The organism is Hyphococcus flavus (genome assembly GCF_028748065.1).
Lineage (GTDB): Bacteria > Pseudomonadota > Alphaproteobacteria > Caulobacterales > Parvularculaceae > Hyphococcus > Hyphococcus flavus.
Genome location: NZ_CP118166.1, coordinates 2,820,327 through 2,837,352 on the forward strand (window position 1 = coordinate 2,820,327; position 17,026 = coordinate 2,837,352).

Genomic DNA, 17,026 nt, shown 5'->3' on the forward strand with positions numbered 1-17,026 from the left:
GCGGGTTCCAGATGTCAAAAGCGACCGCTGGAAGGGTGAGGGCCATAACGGAAAGCCCGGGCCCCTGCAAGTCCCGCGAGAATTCTAGCGACGGCTCAACCGTCGCCGCAGCCGCGCAACCTGCCGGTTGAGGATGGGGGGCAGAAAATCCTCGAGAGCCTCGTCGATTTTGACCTTCCAGTCTGTTTCATCGCCAGTACCGGGCCGGGGCCTGAACTGGGTCGTGCGGGATGCTTTGGAGGCTTCCCAGGTCGCGGTGTAGTAATAGAGCGCGATGGATTTCCGGGTGACGCTCTCAGGGTGCGCGACCGGCTGGGGATTGCCGTGCATGCTGTCGCCTGTGGTCGTAAAGATGACGCAGCGATTGGCGATCGGCGTTATGGCGTGAACCCGTTCGGACATATCCGTCCGCCACAGCTCCAACTGACCGCCATATTCATCTTTCCAGTCGCGATTTAGGTAGATCAGGACATTGATGCGGCGCTCAAGTCCCAACGGCTTGTGGTGGTTAAAGTCGGCATGCATGGACAGATGCCCGCCATTGGCGATTTCGTGGAAACCGCCGCCGAGAAAATAAGGGTCGGGGATGAGACCCTTAATGCCTGAAATGTTTTCGATGACCTTGATGAACGGCCTCGAGTTGAAGGCGTAAAATAGCCGCCGCAGCTTAGGCGCCATATGGTCCGGATGAAAACTGGTTTTCAGGCGTTCCTGATTGCGGTCGAAAGTCTGGCTGTCTGCATCCGGTTGTTGCGGAAACTGGCTGAGGCAAAGGTCAATGACCGCAGACGGCAGGAAGTCATCGATCACGATATGCGGGAACGGATCGGCTGCCGCGTAATCGGTCGCCAGGTCCAGACCGCGATCCTTGAGCGCATCGAAGTCGAATAAAGCGGGGTCGTCTTTATTGCCGGAGAGAAAGGTCATTCGTTAAGTAGCCGCCAGGAAGCTGAATGCTTCCCGGCATGCATAAAACAGACCGGACCGGATACGCCAGCCCTGATGATCAGAGATGGTTAAGAAGCTTTTTCCGCTTCTATCCACTCGTCCACGACTTCGTCGAGGATGCCGAGCGGCATGCCGCCATTCATCAAGACTGTTTCATGGAATTCCCTGAGATCGAAATCATCGCCCAATTCATTCTCGGCGCGTTCGCGCATTCGTAAAATGGCGAGCTGACCGGTTTTATAGGCAGTGGCCTGTCCCGGCCAGACGGCATAGCGCTCAATCTCGCGTGTGACTTCCGCGTCGGTCATGCCGGTTTTCGAGGCCATGTATTCGATAGCCTGTTCACGTGACCAGCGTTTGTGGTGGATACCTGTATCGACTACCAGACGCACCGCTCTGTACATCTCTGCCTGTAGGCGGCCAAGGTCCCCAAGCGGGTCGTCGTCATACATGCCCATGTCAATTTTCGCCACGCGTTCCGCATAAAGCGCCCATCCTTCTGAATAGGCGGTGAACGGCGAAAGCTTGCGCAGCATTGGCACGCCTTCAATCATCTGCGACAGCGAAATCTGGAAATGGTGCCCTGGCGCTCCCTCATGAATAAGAAGCGTCGGTAATGTCCATTTCGGATTATCGGCCGTATCCTTCTGGTTGATATAAAATCGTCCGGGACGCGAACCGTCGAGGGCAGGCGCGTTATAGTAACCGCCCGGCGCGCCGTCTTCGGAAAATTCCGGCACGCGCACAACTTCCAGCGGCTGCGGCGGCAGGGTGATGAAATAGTCGCCAGCAATCTCCATCACCTCGTCATTGAGGTTTGAAAGATAATCCAGCATTTCCTGCCGGCCTTCATCCGTATTGGGATAAATCTGGTCTGGCGCTTCCATGAGGACGCGCACGCGTTCCGCGACCGTACCCTCGGTATATCCTTGGGAGACAAGGATGTCGTCCATCTGCTGTTCGATAAGTGCGACTTCCGACAGACCGGTTTCATGAATTTCATCCGCCGTGAAGTCGGTTGTGGTGTTTGACTTAAGCTGAACCTTGTAAATTTCGGCGCCGTCCGGAATTCTCCAGATACCAGCGTTATGATCAGTGTTTTCAAGAAGCGCCTCAAATAGCGCGATCATGGCTTCGTAGCCGGGGATGACTTCTGTCTCCACGGCTTCTGTTGCTTGCGCCATGTAACCCGCCTGTTTGTCTTCGGACAAACCGATTTCTTCAAGCTTTGCCGGTAATGTGGTGACAAGCGGGTTTTCAGCCGCGCCGCCTTCGATAAAGGAGCGCATGCCGGTAAGCGATTTTTCGATGACGAAATCAGGCGGCACGACGCCGTTGTCCCGATCATCCTCAACCCGGACTTTCGTTTCCCGCAACACCCGGCCGAATTCATTCAGACGGGAGATATATCGTTTGACGCTTTTTTCGTTTTTGATGACGTGCGCGTCGGTAAGAAACGACGGCATATTCACTAGCGGACCGCTGAGCTGTGAAACGCGATAGCCGCCATATTCAAATTCGGCCTGACGAAGCAGATCGTCGAAAAACCAGGCGGTGATTTTCCAGGTTAAAAGTTCCTGTCCTTCAAGACCGTCGGGGCCGTATTTGTCGAGACCAGCGCGCGCTTTGCGAAGTTTTTCCAGCGACTTTTCATCTTGCGCTTGTGTGTAGTCGGCGAGCTTGCCGCTGTGGAAATCGAGCGGCGTGTTATCGATAAACCCGAGTTGGGTCATCAGCTCGGGAGAGTCCGTCAGAAATTGAAACGTTACTTTGTTAACGTAATTGTTGACGCCCACCGGCGTGAACCAGAACCACATGGACGCCGCGCCAGCCGCCAGGACCAGCAAAAGTAGCAAAAATCCGAATATCTTCCCTATGATGCGCATGATATCGCCCCTCTAAATCCCCTTGCTATTGAACTAGCTGCGCCCTTGCCTGACGCAGATCATGCAGCACGTTTATGCCAATTCCGGCGGGGTTGGAAGCAATGGCAGCCGTTGACTCGGCGGACCGTTGGAATTTCGCGCTATCAGGGGAAATTGGCTCCTGAAATGGCGGGCCATGGCGAGTTTTCGAGTTTACGCTTGTTCACCCCATGATTGTGCGGCTAGGAAAGGCGCGCCGATTCTGAAGATTTACAAAGAAGAGACGAAATCAAATGCCAACGCCGGTTTTAATGCCAGCCCTTTCCCCCACCATGGAAGAAGGCACGCTTGCCAAGTGGAATGTAAAAGAAGGGGACAAGGTGTCCTCTGGCGATGTGATCGCCGAAATTGAAACCGACAAGGCGACCATGGAGGTCGAAGCGGTCGATGAGGGGACCATCGGTAAAATCCTGGTGGCCGAAGGCACGGAGAACGTCAAAGTTAATGACCCCATTGCTGTGCTGGTCGACGATGGCGAAAGCGCCGATGACATCGATCTGTCGAGCCTGAACGGCGGCGCGCCGGCGGCGTCGGATGAGCAATCTGCCAGCACTGAAACTGATCAGGCCGCAGATGACGGCGACAGTCAGGACACGCCGCCGCAACCAGCGGTGACCGCGGCGGCTGATCCCGAATTGCCGGACGACGTTGAAATGATCCCCACAACCATCCGCGATGCGTTGCGCGACGCCATGGCCGAAGAAATGCGCCGTGATGAGGACGTGTTCCTCATGGGCGAGGAAGTCGCCGAATATCAGGGCGCCTATAAAGTCTCACGCGGATTGCTCGACGAGTTCGGGCCGAAGCGCGTGGTCGATACGCCGATCACGGAATATGGCTTTGCCGGTCTTGGCGTTGGCGCGGCTTTTGCGGGCCTGAAACCGATTGTCGAATTCATGACCTGGAATTTCGCCATGCAGGCGATTGACCATATCATCAACTCGGCTGCGAAGACGCGTTATATGTCCGGCGGTCAGATGGGCTCGCCCATCGTCTTCCGCGGACCGAACGCAGCGGCGTCGCGCGTCGCCGCGCAGCATTCTCAGGATTACGCCGCATGGTATTCAAACGTGCCGGGCCTGATCGTGATTTCGCCGTACTCCGCATCAGATGCGAAAGGCCTGTTGAAGGCCGCGATCCGCAACCCGAACCCGGTGGTGTTTCTGGAGCATGAGCTGCTTTACGGCGACACCATGGATGTGCCGGACGTGGACGACTGGGTGCTGCCCATCGGCAAGGCGAAGGTCGCGCGCGAAGGCGATGACGTCACTATTGTTTCCTATTCGCGTGGCGTGAAGTTCTCGCTGGAAGCAGCGGAGAAGCTGGCCGAGGAGGGCGTTTCCGCCGAAGTCGTAGATTTGCGCACATTACGTCCGCTCGATGTGGAGACGGTGCTCGCTTCCGTTCGCAAGACCAACCGCATCGTTACGGTGGAAGAGGGCTGGGCGCCCTGCGGCGTCGGCGCCGAGATCGGGTGGCAGGTGACACAGCATGCGTTCGATTACCTCGATGCGCCGCCGGCGCGCGTCACGCAAGAGGATGCGCCGCTCCCCTACGCTGCGAATCTCGAAGTCTTAAGCCTTCCGAATGCGGACAAAATCGTCAAGGCGGTGAAGACGGTGATGTATAGGGATTAATTAGTGGCTATTGCTAACCTTGCTGTTTATGGATTTGGATATTTAGCTGCTGCCTTATTCATCGGCTTTGGCTTACTAAGGGTGCTCACATTTTTTCATGTCCGTCAGGAAGGTAATTGGATAGATTCCTTTTATCGGTGGCTATGGTGGTGGGGCTCCAACGGGCTTACCGTTTTTATATTTCCAGATTCAAGAATGCTAACTGATAAAGGAAAATCAATATTTCGATTGTCCCGAAATTTATTTTTTGCATCATTGGCGATCATGATTTTTGTAGTCTTGGTAGATTCTTTTTATCTCGCGACAGGATGATATATGATCCACACCGGCCAATGCCATTGCGGGAAACTGAAAGTTTCTTTTGAGACGGGAATGACGCCGGAGGCGCTGGGCGTCAGGACGTGTCAGTGTGCGTTTTGCCGGGCTCATGGCGCAGTCAATATTTCCGATCCACAGGGACTGATCACCATCGACGGCGCGCCGGAAGATGTGGAGTGTTATAATTTCGCCTTGCGCACGGCGGATTTTCTGATCTGCAAGACTTGCGGTGTTTATATCGCAGCGGTCATGGGCGAGGGCGAAAAGATTGTTTCGACGATCAATATCGTCGGGCTCCGCATGAATGAGTTTTTTGAAATCGACGAAGCGCCCATGGACTATGGCGCGGAAACGACCGAGGCGCGCATTGCCCGGCGATTTCAGAAATGGACGCCGACAAGATTCTTAAATCCTGATCTTGCCGCTTCGAATTTCGGTCCGCACTGACGGTGGTTGGTTTTAGCATAAGTTCCAAAGCCCGCTCTCCCCGGCGAAAGCCGGGGTCCAGTTTAAAGAATAATGACGGGCTTCGCCCGACTAGTACGTTTTGCTGGATCCCGTCTTGCGACGGGATGAGCGGAGAGAGAAAGTGAAGTGATCGAGCCAGCAACTACACAAGGCTATATCACCATGGCGTATGGCCATCGGCGTTTCTTTGAGATGGCGGTCAATCTCGCGCTGTCCGCCCGGCTGAACGATCCGAACAGGCCGGTCACGCTGCTCTATAAAGACTGTTCGGAATTGCCCGAAGAGCTGGCGCCGTATTTTCAGGACTGCAGGCCGTTTGAAAATCCCGAAGCCTATCCCGGCGTGACCATCAAACTCGGCGTCTATGAACCCTCGCCCTATGAAGAGACTTTCTTTGTTGACGCCGACTGCCTGATCATGAAGCGCGACATGGATCGCCATTGGGAGAAGTATGGCGCACAGGATTTCGCAATATCAGGCGATGTCGTAAAATCGGGCGCCGCCTATGGCTGCGATGTTGAAAAGATGATGGCGGCGGCGGGCGTCGATTATTTTTGCGATATGAATTGCGGCGTCCTCTTTTTTCGTAAAAGCGACAAAGCGCAAAAGGTGTTTGCGGATGCGCGCGCGCTTCTGGCGGAACGCCACCCCGATTTGATTGAGTTGCGCCCCCGCCGGGGCGACGGTCTTTCGGACCAGCCTTACTTCGCCGCCGCCATGGCCAGAAACGGTGTTGAGCCGGTCAGCTATACGCCGGAGGAGGGCACCATCATGGCCACCACCTGGCGGGCGTCGGATATCGAATTCGATCTGGAGCATGGCATCAACCGTCTGAAGAAACCCACGGGGTTTCGGCTCATGGACCGGTTCTGGGCCAGGGGCTGGGTGAGCCATGAGACATCCATCGCCCATTTTATCGAGCTTAAACCCCGCGCCGCCTATCAGCGCCTATCGGACTGGCTGCGCGATCATTTCGGCGTTCCGCGCTTTCGCTTTGATTGAACGGTTGTTTGCCGCTAAAGCACCGTGATAACTCTTTTCCTGCCCTAAAGACGAAGTGATTAATCCATGCCCACGCCAATTTTGATGCCAGCCCTTTCGCCGACCATGGAGGAAGGCACGCTCGCCAAATGGAATGTGAAAGAAGGCGACAAGGTCTCTTCAGGGGACGTCATCGCCGAGATTGAAACCGACAAGGCAACCATGGAAGTGGAAGCAGTGGACGAAGGCACGGTCGGCAAAATCCTGATCGGCGAGGGCACGGAAAACGTAAAGGTCAACGCGCCGATTGCCGTCCTGCTCGAAGATGGCGAGAGCGCCGGAGATATTGATCTTGGCGCGCTGGAGAACGGGTCTGGCGGCGGAACAGGCGAGGTGGAAAAAGACCAGTCTGAGGAAGCCCCTAAAGCGGCAAATGGCGCCGCGTCCGCTCCTCAAAAAGCGGCGAGTTCGTCCACGAACCCAGCCCCTTCAGCAAACGGGCGCGTTCTTGCGTCGCCTTTGGCGAAACGTCTTGCTGAACAGGAAGGCATAGATCTTTCGGCTTTGACCGGCTCCGGTCCGCGGGGCCGCATCGTCAAGCGCGATATCGAAAAAGCGAAGAAAGAAGGCGTCAGCGCCAAACCTGCTTCGGCGCCAATGCCGGGATCTGGACAAATCGCGCCTGCCTCTGTCGATGCAAGGCTTTATCCGGCGGAAAGCTATACCGCCGTGAAGCTCGACGGCATGCGCAAGACCATCGCCAAACGCCTCACGCAAAGCTTCAACCAGGAAGTCCCGCACTTTCCACTGAATGTTGACATTGAACTCGACAACCTACTGGCGGCGCGCGCGCGTATTAACGCGACCTCTCCCAAGGAAGGCGACGAAGCATTCAAGCTGTCGGTCAACGACTTCATCATCAAGGCGTCCGCCATGGCGCTGAAAAAAGTACCGGCCGCGAACGCGACTTACACGGACGAAGCGATCCTGCTGCATAAACATGCCGATATTGGCGTCGCGGTGGCGATTGACGGTGGCCTGATCACGCCGATTGTCTGGAAAGCGGAAGAAAAAGGCCTGAAAACCATTTCCGCTGAAGTGAAAGACATGGCGGGCCGGGCGCGCAACAAAAAGCTTAAGCCCGAGGAATATCAGGGTGGCACGTTTTCGGTTTCCAATCTCGGCATGTTCGGAATCACGTCCTTCGCCTCCATCGTGAACCAGCCGCACGGGGCGATCATGTCAGTTGGCGCCGGCGAGCAGCGGCCCGTTGTCCGCGACGGACAGATTGTGGCGCGGACCATGATGACCGTAACACTTACTTGTGATCACCGGGTGGTGGATGGAGCGGTGGGCGCTGAATTCCTTGCGGCGTTCAAATCATTCATCGAAGAACCTGCCGCGATGCTGCTTTAGAAGTTGGGCCAGAGCTATTGCGGCGCAAAAGAGCTTGGAACTCTCTCGAGCTACCACTTGAAAGCCGAGAAACTTGAAACTCTAACTAAATCAATGCGTTGATGCGGTTTTCGTGTTATGGTCCCGTAGTATGGGATTACAATTCGTGATGTTGTAACGCAAAATCGCCATGATTTTGCCGCGACTTTATTCCAATTGAGAGCTATATCCTGCCATGCACTCGGGCGTTGAGTATCTCGTGTGTAGGCGAGGCTGCAGCGAATTCTCTCTCCCCCGTGCTGTTTCAAGCCTCGCCGCCCTCTCTTAAAGTTGTAAAATTTCCCGTTTAAGGCGAACTGCATTCCATGCTTGCATCTTGATAAATGTAAGTTTATAACATCACGAGAGCGCGGTTGAACTGCGATCTCAACAAAATCAGTAGCGTTGGTTTTAGTAAGTTGCGTAATCGCGGGCGGTCTCAAGTCCCCCATAGAGGCCGCCCGCTTTCTAATTTCCCCTAGATTTCCTCAAAATTTGCACTTGCGAAGACTATGACGCTGCTCTAAGAGCGCGCCTTTCGCGGAAGGTTTCGGGCTTAAGTCCTGGCTCTGCCGTACCGCGACCCTAATCGGGCCAAGCCGTTAAGTCGGCGCGGCCGCAACCAACGAGAAGGTCAGTAAAATGGCGAAGAAAATTGCAGGCTACCTGAAGCTTCAGGTGCCGGCGGGTGCGGCGTCTCCGTCGCCTCCCATCGGTCCAGCGCTCGGCCAGCGCGGTCTTAACATCATGGAATTCTGCAAGGCGTTTAACGCCAAGACGCAGGAAATGGAAAAGGGGATGCCGATCCCCACGATCATCACGATCTTTTCCGATAAATCGTTCACGTTCGTTACAAAAACGCCGCCGGCGGCTTTCTATCTGAAAAAAGCCGCGAAGCTGCAAAAGGGCGGATCGACGCCCGGAAAAGCAGTCGCCGGTAAAGTGACAAAAAAACAGTGCCGTGAAATCGCGGAAGCGAAAATGGCCGACTTGAACGCCAACGACCTCGACGCTGCAACGAACATCATCATGGGTTCGGCTCGCGCCATGGGCCTTGAAGTGCAGGAGTAGGGACGATGGCGAAATCAGGAAAAAGAATCCGTAACGCACGCGAAACCGTTGATCGTAAAAAGCTTCACTCCGTCGAAGAAGCGGTGAAGCTCGTAAAAGCTGGGGCCAATGCGAAATTCGATGAAACCATCGAAGTCGCAATGAACCTTGGTGTTGATCCGCGTCACGCAGATCAGATGGTGCGCGGTGTTGTTTCACTGCCCAACGGTACGGGACGCGATGTTCGCGTGGCTGTTTTTGCAAAAGACGCCAAAGCGGAAGAAGCCAAGAGCGCTGGCGCGGATATTGTCGGCGCGGAAGACCTGATGGAAAAAATTCAGGGCGGCTTCATGGACTTTGACCGCGTGATTGCAACGCCTGACATGATGGCGATTGTCGGCCGGCTCGGTAAGGTGCTGGGTCCCAAAGGCATGATGCCGAACCCGAAAGTGGGCACGGTCACGCCGAACGTTGCGCAGGCCGTAAAAGACTCCAAAGGCGGCGCCGTGGAATTCCGCGTTGAAAAAGCGGGCATCATTCACGCTGGCGTCGGCAAGGCGAGCTTTGCAGAAAAAGCGATCGCGGAAAACGTTCAGGCGTTTATCGATGCAGTCACGAAAGCCAAACCGTCAGGCGCGAAAGGCACCTATATCAAGAAGATCGCGATTTCTTCGACCATGGGTCCTGGCGTCAAGATCGATACGTCTGGCAACGCAAGCGCGTAAAGGTTTGTCTGAATATACTCTTAGAAAACGGCCCCCTACGGGGCCGTTTTTTATTGCGATCTCTGCCTTGCAGATTATTGCTGATTTATGATTCCGCTTGCCTTTGCGTGCGTTTGAGGCGTGAGAGTTCAAATTCGATATAGGGTAAGGTGCGCCGCGCCCGGAGTACGTATTCACGTGCGGATTTTTCATCACCATCGGCCATAAGCGACAATGCCAATGCGTATTCCGCCTCTGGTAATGCGGGGGAATGGGAATTGGCGAGACGGGCTTCACTCAAGGCGAGTGCCGAAAAATGATCATCGCCCGTATGAATTGCATACTTTGCATACGCTTCAGCCAAGCGCGCTCTGGCAATAATGAAATTCGAATCCGCGCTGAGCGCATCTTGGAAATGGCGGGCCGCTTCAAGATAGTTTTCAGGTTCTATCGGTTTTTTGAGAGTCTCGACCCCATTAAGGTAGGTAGCGTATGCACTTCGAGAACTTGTTCCGCCCGCAATGGCTGTTGGCGATTGCAATTGTTCGAACTCTAAAATCAACAAACGCCCCATATGATTGATGATTCTTGACCAGTCTTTCTCTGGCGCATCCGCCGGCAGATTATATTCACCTGCCCAAAGGGCGGTTTCCCGTCTGGCGTCGGTGAGGGTAACGAACAGGCGATAATTGTTGTCAAATTCAGCAATTTTCCATTCTATTAAAGCGCTTACATTCGATTGTCTGGAAAGCTCCAGCGGTCTGATTGATGACAGATGTGCTGAAGCCTGCCTGCCCATTACATCTGTATTGTGATGAAGGCTCAACAGCGTCGTGAGCGCAGATTCCAGTTTGGATCCCAGAAACTGTATATTTTCAGCCTTGTCGGCGACTTCGATCGAAGAAACCATGACGACAAGTTTTGCGTCCTCATTGCCATGGTCAGGTGTAAAAGGTTTGCCACCGATCACCAGCGCTAACACAAATAGAAAAATGATTGCTGCAAGCGCGTACCCGGCCGGCGGCGTGAAGAGACGCTTGAACTGGTCTCCCCAGCGCTCTCCCGGATTTTCATCAGCGCCGTCATTAGCGTTTTCATCGATGATGACCGCGCTGCTGGTCAGGGCGTAGCCCTCGCCAGCGATGGTTTCGATCAGGTTTTCTCCGATGCCGCCTTGCTCCAGCGATACGCGCAACATCCGGACCCGCTGTTTAACGGAATCAGGGCCCACATTTATGTCGCCCCACACGCGCGTTTGCAGGTCGTGCTTGGAAACGGTCTTCGGCGCAACCTCGGCCAGCGCGCGTAAAAGCCGGAAGGAAAGGGGCGGAAGGCTCAGTGATTGACCATTAGCGCTGACGGTTCGGTCAGCATCGTTGATGTGCAGCGTTGCCTGTTCATGGCCGTTCGGCGACGATTTCATCAAGCCTGATCCCTTCACGCCATTCACTGACGGTAAAAGAACTTTTTACCGGGTTTTACTCCTAAATCACAGGTCCCGCAGGCAAGTATCTCTCACGCAGGAATTAGCGCTGAGGAGATAAGGATGCAGAATACCGCCTGGACGACAGTTTTCAGAGTTTTGGCCTTTAGAACCCGAGCCAGTTTCATTGCTCTGTTTTCTTGTCTTGTCGCGTTTGTCGCCCCGGCGGCTGCAGCGGCGGATACACGGCTGTTGCCAGTTCGCGAAGATGCGGTTTTTGTCGATTATTTTGCAACGCTTCCATTTCGAGAGACTCCGTTTGCGCCCCTGTCTGGCATTCACCGGTTAACAGAAGCAGACGCGGCGCAACGCAACCATTTTCGTTTCGAGTATGACCGCAAGGGCAGGCCAATTCGTGTCGCCTTCATGCTTGGCGATCTGGTCAGAGAGGTAAATGACGCTGCAAATTACTACTTCTACACGCCGGTTGTAGAAATCTCATACGGTCCATCGACTGAAACCAGAATATTTTTCGACAAACATGGCAACAGGATCAATGCAAACGGGGACGTCTTTAGAGAGCAATATACGCTCGATAAAAACGGATACAGAAAAGAGCTGACTTTCTATGATCATAAAGACGAGCCATCAGCAAATAGCTGGGGCGTCGTTAGGTATGAGTGGTCCATTCTTGATGATGGCGAGGTTATCGAAAAGCGTTTCGATACCGAAGGTAACCTGGCGCCTTTGAGAGCTAGCCTACCGTTCTACGAAACACGGCTGCACTACGGATATGCGGGGTGGTTATCTGTGATGCGGAACTACGGGCTTGAGGGAAAACTCGTCCTGAACGAACTGAACGCCGCACAGGACATGCTCGAGTTCAATGCCAATGGCGATATCATGTCGTGGAATGTGCTGGATGTGAATGGCGATCTTATCGATGGGAATTCACCTCGTATTGCACGCGGCATCATGGAAAAAAATGAATTCGGATATGATATTTCAGAACGGTATGAAAATGCCGCCGGCGAGCGCGTGATGAATGCATATGGCCGAACATACAATAAAACGACTTATGACGAGTTCGGCAATTATCTGGAACGCGGCAACTATACACTTGATGGCTCTTCGCTATTGATCAATGAGCAAAGAGGATACGCTGGCTTTAGATATGAATACGATCCTTCCGGTCATAACAGGATTTCGCTTGAGTTATTCGATGAGAACAAAAAAGGCGTCGCAAACGCCACAAGCGGTTTTGCACGGGTGGAATACGATTATGATCAACAGGGTAATATGATCGAAATTAGGTTTCTGACCACTGATGGCGTTTTGATGGATCGGAATGATACTGGGCTGGCGATTATTCAGCATGAATACGACTCACGCGGCAGACGGATTGAAACGCGGTATCTGAATGCCAAAGGCGTTCTGACGAATGACGCACGAACTTCAATCGCCGTTACGAGACGCGAATATGGAGATCATGGCGTTCCGACGCGGGTGACAAATTACAACGCTGATATGGAACTCGTTGAATAAGATCGCCGCTGGCTTGGCAGCCTTCCTGTAATAAAACGGCCCCCTACCGGGTCGTTTTATTATTTGTACCGCTCACCAAATCTGCCGTTGGGCGTAGAGATAATGTTGTGCAGGTTCATGGCCCTTAGCGAAGTCACGCCGGATAATTGCATTGTCCTGACGAGTTCGCCTTGCAGGATATTCAATACTTGTTCAACGCCAGCCTGACCAAAGGCGCCAAGGCCCCAGACCTGAGGCCGCCCGACGGCGACCAGATCGGCGCCCATCGCCAGCGCTTTGAATATATCCGTGCCGCGGCGAATTCCGCCATCGACAAGAATTGGAACTTTCTTCTTCACGATCGGCGCTATCACAGCCAGAGATTCCAGCGCGCTTCGGTTGCTCGCTTCCTGCCGCCCGCCATGATTTGAAACATAAAGTCCATCGACGCCGGCGCTTAGGGCCTGTTTCGCATCATCGACAGAAACGATGCCTTTAATCAGCACCTTCATAGAGGTGTTGTTTTTCAGCCAATCCACATATTCCCACGTAAGGGCGCTATTCGGCGGCGCCAGAGGCTGTAGGTCTTCCGGGAAATTTCCAAACCGCAAAGGCTGTTCCGTTACGAGATCATACGACAGACGGGCTATGGTTTCACGCTTACCGCCCACGGGCACGTCAACGGTGAGCGCGACGGCTGGGCAGCCAGCGTCCTCGACCTTTTTCAGAAGATCCGCAACAAAGCTTCGCGGCCATCGGGTGTAAAGTTGAAGCCAGGGTTTCGGATCAGCGTAGGACGCGATGTCTGCATAAGAAGCGCTGGAAAGATTTCCCGCCATTGTAAGGTGCTTCGTTTTGGCGGCAGCTTTTGCCGTAGCGATTTCCGCACCGTCATGAAAAAGGTTTTGAAGGCCAATCGGCGCCAGCATGATAGGAGACTGATAAGTCCGCCCGAACACCTCCACAGATGTATCAATGTTGGTGACATCAATAAGCCGATGCACCCTGATTTGCAGATCGTCGAAAATCTCCCTGTTGGCGCGCAGCGTTTTTTCATCGTCAGACCCTGTCATCAACCACGCCCACGGCGCCGGCCGGATTTTGGTCTTGGCAATTTCTCTTAGCTCGAACACATTCAACGTTTCATCAGCCGCTGTAATGGCGGCCAGATCAAACCCAGCCGCAACGTTTTCGGCGAATGCGGGCATGATATTGCCGATCGAAATCAATGGAGAAGCAGCGGCAAATTCCAGAAACCGTCTTCGTGATGTAGATAGAGGAGTGTTCATAATATTTTCCAGAATCGGCTATATAAAAAGCAACCCTGTGGCTGCCATACATATTATCTTATTCAAATATCATTAAATAATCAAATAAGTAGTGTGCCGCTTTAGCGGTATGAACAAAATGCGGCAAGGCTCAAAATCTATATTGAGACGATCTACGCTAGCGCTATCTAGTGACACTTTTTCAGATCGCGGCTTAACAGCCACCAGTTTACCGGCCAGGCGGCGAGGAAGCCCGCTGGTACGGCGACAGCAATACCGATCCAGAACATCGGCGATAGAACTGATCCTGCCTGCATGCCGCCAACCATATAGTCGGCGCTGTTCATGGCGATTTCCATGACGCCGATAGATATCGCTTCGCCAACCCAGATCAGTTTAAGCGCCTGCCAAAATGTTTTCTTTTGTCTGCGCATGACTGGCAGCAAGCCGAGCGTGAAACCGGAGATGTAAGCGAGCACGGTCGCGAGAATAATCGTCGGCCATACGCCGATCCCCAGCGTGACGCCGATGGCGAGGCCTGTAACCTCGCCGATGACACAACCCGTTAGGCAATGAAGCGTGGCCTGCGCCGATGTGACTATCGGGTTCGCGCCGCTATGATGATGAGTGTGATGCTCTTTGTTTTGACATTCACTATGCGCCATTTGAACCTCCTTAAAACCAGGTTCTAAAACCGGCGACAAAGGAAACGCTTCCCGGTTCGTCACCGTCAATCCGTGCAAAGTCAGCACTATCGCCGACGGCGCGTTCCCATGAGACGCCGACATAAGGTGCGAATTGACGGCTGATTTCGTATCTGAGGCGCGCGCCCGTTTCGACGGTCGATAATCCTGCGCCAATTCCATACTCAGCTATGTCTTGTGCGGCGAAGTTCAACTCCGCGCGAGGCTGAAGAATAAGTCGCTGTGTGATTAACAGTTCGTATTCCGCTTCGACGCGCGCTTCGACATCGCCGTCATCGGAAACAAACAGCGCCGCATCGATTTCAAACAAGTAGGGCAATAGCCCTTGCGCCCCGACAACTGCGAACGTGCGGTCATTGCCCGGCGCGAAATCATGTCGGATGCCGGCCTGAAGATCGAAAAAGTCGCCAACGGCGCGGCTATAAAGCGCCTGGACTTCCGCCTCTTCGAATTCGTCGGCGTCAAAGTCAAATTCGCCCTCGGTCTTAACCCACAAACGATTGATATCGCCGCCATACCAGCCTTGAGCGTCCCACAGAAAAACCGGGTCGCCTTCGTTGCTACGATACTCAAGCCGCTCGCCTTCGACATACCAGAATGTAGCACCGCCATGGTGTTGTTGAAGATGCTTGCGCATCTCGCTCATGCCATGTGCTGTGTCGTCGGCGAGCGCGCCCAACGGCGCTGCGAGAATCAGTGTTGTAAGCAGTAGTAGCTTTTTCATGACGCGCTATCCTGATGCATTTCATGACCGCTATGATCCATTTGATGATCTTGATGATGTGCCCGCGGCTTGACTGACACGACCTGCATCATGCCCGCCATCATGTGATAGAGCAGGTGACAGTGAAACGCCCAGTCGCCGACGGCGTCAGCAGTGACATCGACAGATAATTTCTCGCCGGGCTTGACGATGATCGTATGTTTGCGCGCTTTTGTATGATCGTGATGGGCTTGTTTCACGACATCAAAAAACATCCCGTGAAGGTGGATGGGGTGAGACATCATCGTGTCGTTGACCAGCGTCAGCCTTAGTCGTTCGCCCTCATGAAACGTGATCGCGTCTTCAACTTCGGAAAACTTTTTCCCGTCGAAGGACCACATATACCGCTCCATATTGCCGGTCAGATGCAGTTCGAGTTCGCGTTCCGGGTCGTGCATGTCCGGGTTCATGTCGAGAGCGCTCAAATCCGCATAGGTCAAAACCCGGTGCGGCTGATTTTCGAGGCCGAGACCCGGTTCATTGAGGCGGTCCGAAGGCGTTTCCGCAAGGCCGACAACGCCCGGTCCGGTCGGGTGGTTGTGTTCCTGCGCGGCGGACATGCCGCCAGTCATATTTGCAGAGTCATGCTTATCATGCCCGGATATTGAATTGTGATCGCCATGAGGTGATGCGCTGGAACTCGTTGCGCGGTCATCTGTATTCATATTGTGGCCGCTGTGATCCATTCTTGCATGTTGCTCATGCATAGACGCTTCAGGCTCGTGACCGCCGCCATGACTTCCATGCGACATGGCCATGTCGCGCATGGTCAGCGTCGGGCGTTCGCGCAACGGTGGCACGGCTGCAACCATCCCCATGCGCGGCGTTAGGATTGCGCGGGCGTAGCCCGAACGGTCGATCGACTCCGCCATGATCGTAAAGGCTTTGTCCTGATGCGGATGAACGATGACGTCGTAGGTTTCAGCAACGCCGATCTGTAGCTCGTCGGTCTCGACCGGCTTTACGTTCAGACCGTCTGCCTGGACGACGCTCATGGGTAGTTCCGGCAAGCGGAAATTGAAGATCGTCATGGCTGATGCGTTGATAATGCGCAGGCGCACGCGTTCGCCCGGTGAGAAGAGGCCTGTCCAGTTGTCGCCGGGCCCGTGGCCGTTGATCAAATAGGTGTATGTTGCGCCAGTAACGTCCGCGATATCAGCCGGGTCCATGCGCATGCGGCCCCACATGGCGCGTTCGGACAGCGCGTCCCCGAAACCGTCGTTTCCGGCGTCCCGGAAAAAATCGACAAGCGTGCGTTTCTGGAAATTATAATTTTCGGAATGTTTTTTCAGCTTGGCGAAAAGCCGGTTCGGATTTTCGAACGTCCAGTCGGAAAGAACAATCACATATTCCCGATCATATTGAACGGGATCGGCGTCTTTCGGTTCAATGATGATCGGCCCGTAATGGCCTGACTGTTCCTGCAGACCTGAGTGCGAGTGATACCAATACGTGCCCGCTTGTTTGAGTGGAAATCTGTAGGTGAATGTCTCGCCGGGCTTAACGCCAGCGAAACCGGATAGGCCAGGCACGCCGTCCATTTCTGGCGGCAGCAAGATGCCGTGCCAGTGAATGGATGTGTCCTCATCGAGCCCATTCGAAAGATGCAACGTAACGTCATCGCCCTCGCGCCAGCGCAAAAGCGGGGCAGGAAGCTGGCCATTAATAGTGATGGCGCGTCCGCTTTTTCCATCGATGATAGATTTGGAGCGATCGGCTCGCAGATGAAACTCAGTCCCGGAAAGCGCGCTTATGCCGTACATGTTGTTGGCCGCGCCTGTCCTGGCCCAGGCAGGCAGTTGAAGTTGTGCGGCAGCAGCGCTTCCCAGAACGGCTGCGCCATTTAAAAATCGCCGGCGGTTCAACATTTCAAACCTCA

15 protein-coding genes are annotated in these 17,026 nt (G+C 54.1%); 8 read left to right on the forward strand and 7 right to left on the reverse strand.

What is annotated here, in order from left to right:
* Nucleotides 1–84: 84 nt before the first annotated feature.
* Together PUV54_RS13450 and PUV54_RS13455 are read right to left on the reverse strand one after the other, a co-directional pair.
* Nucleotides 85–927, reverse strand: a complete 843-nt coding sequence (locus PUV54_RS13450) for a 2OG-Fe(II) oxygenase (protein WP_274492782.1) — start codon at nt 925–927, stop codon at nt 85–87.
* Nucleotides 928–1,016: 89 nt separating this feature from the next.
* A complete protein-coding gene (locus PUV54_RS13455) occupies nt 1,017–2,834 on the reverse strand; it encodes a DUF885 domain-containing protein (RefSeq protein ID WP_274492783.1) in 1,818 nt (605 codons plus the stop codon).
* Between the two features lie 272 nt (nt 2,835–3,106).
* Between PUV54_RS13455 and PUV54_RS13460 the strand changes: the two genes are divergently transcribed.
* From PUV54_RS13460 to rplA, 7 genes are all read left to right on the forward strand, one after another.
* Nucleotides 3,107–4,510 (forward strand): pyruvate dehydrogenase complex E1 component subunit beta, encoded by a 1,404-nt coding sequence (locus tag PUV54_RS13460; RefSeq protein WP_274492784.1) that lies wholly within the window; start codon nt 3,107–3,109, stop codon nt 4,508–4,510.
* Between the two features lie 3 nt (nt 4,511–4,513).
* Nucleotides 4,514–4,822, forward strand: a complete 309-nt coding sequence (locus PUV54_RS13465; RefSeq protein ID WP_274492785.1) for a hypothetical protein — start codon at nt 4,514–4,516, stop codon at nt 4,820–4,822.
* Between the two features lie 3 nt (nt 4,823–4,825).
* On the forward strand, nt 4,826–5,275 hold the full coding sequence (locus PUV54_RS13470; RefSeq protein ID WP_274492786.1) for a GFA family protein: 450 nt from the start codon (nt 4,826–4,828) through the stop codon (nt 5,273–5,275).
* Nucleotides 5,276–5,422: 147 nt separating this feature from the next.
* Nucleotides 5,423–6,298 carry a hypothetical protein gene (locus tag PUV54_RS13475; RefSeq protein ID WP_274492787.1) on the forward strand — a complete coding sequence of 292 codons (876 nt, stop codon included), beginning with the start codon at nt 5,423–5,425 and terminating at the stop codon, nt 6,296–6,298.
* A 66-nt stretch (nt 6,299–6,364) separates the two neighbouring features.
* A complete protein-coding gene (locus PUV54_RS13480; protein ID WP_274492788.1) occupies nt 6,365–7,693 on the forward strand; it encodes a pyruvate dehydrogenase complex dihydrolipoamide acetyltransferase in 1,329 nt (442 codons plus the stop codon).
* A 660-nt stretch (nt 7,694–8,353) separates the two neighbouring features.
* Nucleotides 8,354–8,782 (forward strand): 50S ribosomal protein L11, encoded by a 429-nt coding sequence (rplK, locus tag PUV54_RS13485; RefSeq protein ID WP_274492789.1) that lies wholly within the window; start codon nt 8,354–8,356, stop codon nt 8,780–8,782.
* A 5-nt stretch (nt 8,783–8,787) separates the two neighbouring features.
* Complete coding sequence (gene rplA, locus PUV54_RS13490; RefSeq protein ID WP_274492790.1) at nt 8,788–9,486, forward strand: 50S ribosomal protein L1; 699 nt, start codon at nt 8,788–8,790, stop codon at nt 9,484–9,486.
* An 85-nt stretch (nt 9,487–9,571) separates the two neighbouring features.
* On the opposite strand, the gene PUV54_RS13495 is transcribed toward rplA, so the two are convergent.
* On the reverse strand, nt 9,572–10,888 hold the full coding sequence (locus tag PUV54_RS13495) for a winged helix-turn-helix domain-containing protein (RefSeq protein ID WP_274492791.1): 1,317 nt from the start codon (nt 10,886–10,888) through the stop codon (nt 9,572–9,574).
* Between the two features lie 123 nt (nt 10,889–11,011).
* Here PUV54_RS13495 and PUV54_RS13500 point away from each other — a divergent pair, with 123 nt between their 5' ends.
* Nucleotides 11,012–12,433 carry a hypothetical protein gene (locus PUV54_RS13500; protein ID WP_274492792.1) on the forward strand — a complete coding sequence of 474 codons (1,422 nt, stop codon included), beginning with the start codon at nt 11,012–11,014 and terminating at the stop codon, nt 12,431–12,433.
* A gap of 59 nt (nt 12,434–12,492) precedes the next feature.
* On the opposite strand, the gene PUV54_RS13505 is transcribed toward PUV54_RS13500, so the two are convergent.
* The 4 genes from PUV54_RS13505 to PUV54_RS13520 all read right to left on the reverse strand — a co-directional run bounded on the left by PUV54_RS13505 (nt 12,493) and on the right by PUV54_RS13520 (nt 17,015).
* Nucleotides 12,493–13,701 (reverse strand): alpha-hydroxy acid oxidase, encoded by a 1,209-nt coding sequence (locus PUV54_RS13505; RefSeq protein ID WP_274492793.1) that lies wholly within the window; start codon nt 13,699–13,701, stop codon nt 12,493–12,495.
* 167 nt (nt 13,702–13,868) lie between these two features.
* A complete protein-coding gene (locus tag PUV54_RS13510) occupies nt 13,869–14,345 on the reverse strand; it encodes a DUF4396 domain-containing protein (RefSeq protein WP_274492794.1) in 477 nt (158 codons plus the stop codon).
* Between the two features lie 10 nt (nt 14,346–14,355).
* Nucleotides 14,356–15,108, reverse strand: a complete 753-nt coding sequence (locus tag PUV54_RS13515) for a copper resistance protein B (RefSeq protein WP_274492795.1) — start codon at nt 15,106–15,108, stop codon at nt 14,356–14,358.
* Nucleotides 15,105–17,015: a copper resistance system multicopper oxidase gene (locus tag PUV54_RS13520; protein ID WP_274492796.1), complete on the reverse strand. Its 1,911-nt coding sequence runs from the start codon at nt 17,013–17,015 to the stop codon at nt 15,105–15,107. The genes PUV54_RS13515 and PUV54_RS13520 overlap by 4 nt, the downstream gene beginning before the upstream one ends.
* Nucleotides 17,016–17,026 lie beyond the last annotated feature (11 nt).

Bases quoted from the DNA above. Each gene is read 5' to 3' on its own strand.
- rplK (WP_274492789.1), top strand. From the start codon at position 8,354: ATGGCGAAGAAAATTGCAGGCTACCTGAAGCTTCAGGTGCCGGCGGGT.
- PUV54_RS13460 (WP_274492784.1), top strand. From the start codon at position 3,107: ATGCCAACGCCGGTTTTAATGCCAGCCCTTTCCCCCACCATGGAAGAA.
- rplA (WP_274492790.1), top strand. From the start codon at position 8,788: ATGGCGAAATCAGGAAAAAGAATCCGTAACGCACGCGAAACCGTTGAT.
- PUV54_RS13455 (WP_274492783.1), bottom strand. From the start codon at position 2,834: ATGCGCATCATAGGGAAGATATTCGGATTTTTGCTACTTTTGCTGGTC.
- PUV54_RS13470 (WP_274492786.1), top strand. From the start codon at position 4,826: ATGATCCACACCGGCCAATGCCATTGCGGGAAACTGAAAGTTTCTTTT.
- PUV54_RS13480 (WP_274492788.1), top strand. From the start codon at position 6,365: ATGCCCACGCCAATTTTGATGCCAGCCCTTTCGCCGACCATGGAGGAA.
- PUV54_RS13520 (WP_274492796.1), bottom strand. From the start codon at position 17,015: ATGTTGAACCGCCGGCGATTTTTAAATGGCGCAGCCGTTCTGGGAAGC.
- PUV54_RS13515 (WP_274492795.1), bottom strand. From the start codon at position 15,108: ATGAAAAAGCTACTACTGCTTACAACACTGATTCTCGCAGCGCCGTTG.
- PUV54_RS13505 (WP_274492793.1), bottom strand. From the start codon at position 13,701: ATGAACACTCCTCTATCTACATCACGAAGACGGTTTCTGGAATTTGCC.
- PUV54_RS13495 (WP_274492791.1), bottom strand. From the start codon at position 10,888: ATGAAATCGTCGCCGAACGGCCATGAACAGGCAACGCTGCACATCAAC.
- PUV54_RS13450 (WP_274492782.1), bottom strand. From the start codon at position 927: ATGACCTTTCTCTCCGGCAATAAAGACGACCCCGCTTTATTCGACTTC.
- PUV54_RS13500 (WP_274492792.1), top strand. From the start codon at position 11,012: ATGCAGAATACCGCCTGGACGACAGTTTTCAGAGTTTTGGCCTTTAGA.
- PUV54_RS13510 (WP_274492794.1), bottom strand. From the start codon at position 14,345: ATGGCGCATAGTGAATGTCAAAACAAAGAGCATCACACTCATCATCAT.